2 protein-coding genes are annotated in these 3,922 nt (G+C 56.6%); one reads left to right on the plus strand and one right to left on the minus strand.

All coding sequences use genetic code 11. From position 1 onward, the window contains the following. Positions 1–73 precede the first annotated feature (73 nt). Positions 74–2,167: a thioredoxin-like domain-containing protein gene (locus VGE80_RS04105; RefSeq protein ID WP_440591768.1), complete on the plus strand. Its 2,094-nt coding sequence runs from the start codon at positions 74–76 to the stop codon at positions 2,165–2,167. Positions 2,168–2,340: 173 nt separating this feature from the next. Here the strand turns inward: VGE80_RS04105 and VGE80_RS04110 are convergent, their stop codons facing one another. Next, a complete protein-coding gene (locus VGE80_RS04110; RefSeq protein WP_440591769.1) occupies positions 2,341–3,798 on the minus strand; it encodes a type I 3-dehydroquinate dehydratase in 1,458 nt (485 codons plus the stop codon). Positions 3,799–3,922 lie beyond the last annotated feature (124 nt).

Raw genomic sequence — 3,922 nt, forward strand, 5'->3', positions numbered from 1 at the left:
GCGTTCGGGTCGGTATGGAACTGGCCGGGAGTCTGATTCGTTAATTTGAGCCGCGACAATGGAGATGCGTCTGATGAGTCTCGTGCTTTCGAACCTCAAACCATCGTCTTGGACGGTCCCGCTCGGGGTCGTTCTCTGCAGCCTGTTCCTTCTGGTAGCATCAGCGACTCCGGTTGTCGCGCAAGAAGCCAAAGTGGCCGAACCGGAAGGCGTTGAAAATCCCTTCCCCCGACGACATCCCTCACCCGAACTGGATGGCGGGGTTGAATGGCTCAACGCGGCCGGCCCAATTTCAGTCAAAGATCTGCGTGGCAAGATTGTCCTGGTCGACTTCTGGACGTTCTGCTGCATCAACTGCATTCATGTCCTGCCCGATCTGGCGTACCTTGAACACAAGTATCCCAATGAGCTCGTGGTGATCGGTGTTCACTCCGCCAAATTTGACAACGAAAAAGAAACGGGAAACATCCGCAAAGCAATCCTGCGTTACGAGATTGAACATCCCGTCGTCAACGATGCCAATATGACGATCTGGCGTAAGTTCGGCGTGAACTCATGGCCCTCGCTTGTCGTCCTCGACCCGGAAGGATACTACTGCGGCTATGTTTCCGGAGAAGGAAATCGCGAACTGCTGGAAGAAGTGATCGAACGACTGATCGCCTACCACAAAACGAAGGGGACACTGGACGAAACCCCCGTCCGCTTCGATCTCGAACGGAACAAGGTCAAGGATACGCCACTGCGTTTTCCAGGCAAGATCGTGGTCGACGAGCAGCATGGTCGTCTGTTCATTTCTGACAGTAACCATAATCGCATCGTCGTCAGCACACTCGACGGCAAGTTACTCGATGTCATCGGGGCCGGCGCCATTGGGCACAAGGATGGAGGCTACTCAGAAGCTCAGTTCGATCACCCGCAAGGGATGGTACTGGTCGATCAGACCTTGTACGTTGCCGATACCGAGAACCATCTGCTGAGGACCGTCGATCTGGAACGCAAGACTGTTTCGACACTGGCAGGAACCGGGGAACAAAGCCGGACGCGTTCTCCGGGGGGGCCCTTGCTCCAGACAGCATTGAATAGTCCCTGGGACCTGACCGTCGTCGATGGGACACTGTATATCGCGATGGCCGGCCCGCATCAGATCTGGGCTCATAAACTGGGCTCCGAAACCCTCGCGCAATATGCCGGCTCGGGTCGAGAAGACATCATTGATGGCAGTCTGGAAGAATCCGCGCTGGCCCAGCCATCAGGAATCGTCAACGACGGCTCGTTTCTCTACGTGGTCGACAGTGAAGGCTCATCCATCCGCAAGATCTCGACGAATCCCGACAACGATCTCACGAGCCCGACAGGTGAGGTTACGACGATTGCCGGGACTCACGACCTGCCACGCGGCCGAAGTTTGTTTGAGTTTGGTGATATCGACGGTGCCGGTGAAGACGCACGGCTGCAGCATCCGCTGGGACTGGCAATTCATAATGGGACACTGTTCGTTACCGATAGTTACAACCACAAGATCAAGCAGGTCAATCTGGAAACCCGCGAGGTGAAAACGTGGACTGGAAATGGCCAGCCCGGTACGACACTCGAACCTTTGCAGCTTGCGGAGCCTGCCGGAATTGCGATCGCCGGAGGTAAGGCCTATGTTGCTGACACGAACAACCACCGTATTGTCGTCATCGAGATGAATACCAGAAAGTCAACAGAATTTATGATTACGGGACTGACTGCCCCCCAGCTTTCCGACAGCCCCTTCGCCCTTCCCAGCGAACCCGTCAAGGCGACCGAAATCGAGTCCCAGGACCTGAGTCCCACCGACAGTATCGCGGTCCAGGTTGAGCTTGAACTGCCTGAGGGCTTCAAGTTGAACGAGTTGATGCCGGTCTCATATCGACTCAAAGCCGATGAAGGTCAGACTCTGTTCGCAGACGACCAGCTCGGGGTCAAGCAGGAAATTGAAGCGAAAGGGACGTCGATCAGCCTGTCGCTGCCCGCGGTCCGGAAAACGGGAACCGCCACGGCCATCCTCTCGTTGACTTACGGATACTGCCGTGACGGAAATGGTGGTGTCTGCAAGGTTGGGACTACGCACTGGAAGATCCCCATCGCCACGAAAGAAGGAGCAAGTGGGAAGTCGATCAGCCTCAAGGCCGTCGCAAAGTAGGTCCGGGGACACCCCGGCTTGACCATGATGCGTGATCCCGCTCTTCCCGCGTCAAATCGAAAAAGCCACACGCGGCAGAATTGTCGCATGTGGCTTTTTCACTGGTACGATTTCAGACGGCGTGTAGAAGGGATGAAACCTCCTGCAAACCCAGAGCATTCCGCTCGTGCCGCTCAGTCCATCAGTCCCTCTGCAATCGCAGTCGGTGGAAGGTCCTGACCCGTCAGTGACTTGAACAGGGCGCCGATGTAACTAACGAAAACTTCGGCGGGATCAACCACCTTACAATCGCGACCACGCGCCTCCTGTGTAAATTCCGACTCGCCCGGAAGTCGGCTGAGATCCATGACAGTCATGCCTGGCCGGAACAGCGACGGATTGAGCGGCGTCTTCTTCGAAGCATAGTCGAGCGTGTTCGTCGTGAGCACGATCACGTCCACCAGCGTTTCGTACAGCTTGGCAACGGGGACATAGCGCAACTCGCATTCGCGAGCAATCTTCTGTGCTTCAACCTCGTCCCCCGAACAGATGCTGACCAGCCCGTCCCTTCTTTTTGCCCCTTGAGCCAGCGAGATTGCCAGTCCGTTCGAGCCGATGATCAACGTGTTCCGACGGTCTAGAGGCCGATCCTCGGCAGACTTTCGCCCCATTTTTTCTTCCAGGGCCCGCACCGCCGATTTCCAGATCAGGTTATGGGCCTGCCAGCCGTCGGTCCCTTTAATGACGACGTCGCTGTGCTGCGCTGCTTGAGCCACATCGTCCCCCTTGGACGCCAACCCCATGACTCGACGCCCTGCATCCGGGGTGGCAATCATCGCCGGAACCTTCAGGATATCGAGCATCTTGGGGAGTTGATCGAGGGACTTGAAGTCCAGCGGCAGACAGCGGGTGTTCATGCCCAGAATGTCGAAGCCTGCGTTGAGAATCTTTGAAATCGCATGTTCCATGACTCCTTCGCCAACCACGCCGATAAATCGGGTCTTGCCATCTACGCTGCGCCAGCGGTAGACATCATCCAGTTCCCCCACCGTCGGCTGTCCCGGGAAGGCTTCCATCCCCTTCTCGAGCGCCGCGTAGATCCAGGGCGAACCATATTTCCGCCCCAGCAGCGAAAACGTCAGCCCACTGCGTCCCAGTCCCAGACCGACGACGGGAAGCACCCGCTTCTGGCTGGCCACCGCCAGTAACGGCCAGGCCGCTTCGAGGGTCTGGGTAGGCCACGTGAATTTGACGATGTCTGCCTGACAACGAGTCGCTTCTTCAAATGCCTCTTCGACGTCGTTCAGGGGGCGAGTCAGGCTGGCGAAACTGACCACACGCTGAGTTTTGCCGAAGCGGGGAATCTTCATCGCTGAAACGGGATCCAGTTCCACATAGTCGGGACCCGCGATAATCGCCTGGCGAAGAAGTGCCAGCCGTTCGTCTTCGGTCCCGTCAAATTTTCCCCCTTCGTGCGGAGGCCGGCAGGAGATCAGCACCGGCTTCTTGCATCCGGAGATCATGTCTTTGACGTCCGGTTCTTTGTGCAGGCGGTCGAGGCAAACTTCGACCAGATCACATTGATTCGCGGCGTTGTAAATGTCGACTTTTGCCAGTTGACGCGATTCGGGAGTGACAGAAATGCAGATCATGATGTCGAGACAGGCTCCAGCACGAGAAATGAGATTGACGTCAGTTTAGCCCAGTAACACGCCTTTTCGCAGTCTCATCGTGTTGAGAGAGACTCGTCAATCGACAGATCATAAGGATGTCAGT

The organism is Schlesneria sp. (genome assembly GCF_036405755.1).
GTDB lineage: Bacteria > Planctomycetota > Planctomycetia > Planctomycetales > Planctomycetaceae > Schlesneria > Schlesneria sphaerica.

Bases quoted from the DNA above. Each gene is read 5' to 3' on its own strand.
- VGE80_RS04105 (WP_440591768.1), top strand. From the start codon at position 74: ATGAGTCTCGTGCTTTCGAACCTCAAACCATCGTCTTGGACGGTCCCG.
- VGE80_RS04110 (WP_440591769.1), bottom strand. From the start codon at position 3,798: ATGATCTGCATTTCTGTCACTCCCGAATCGCGTCAACTGGCAAAAGTC.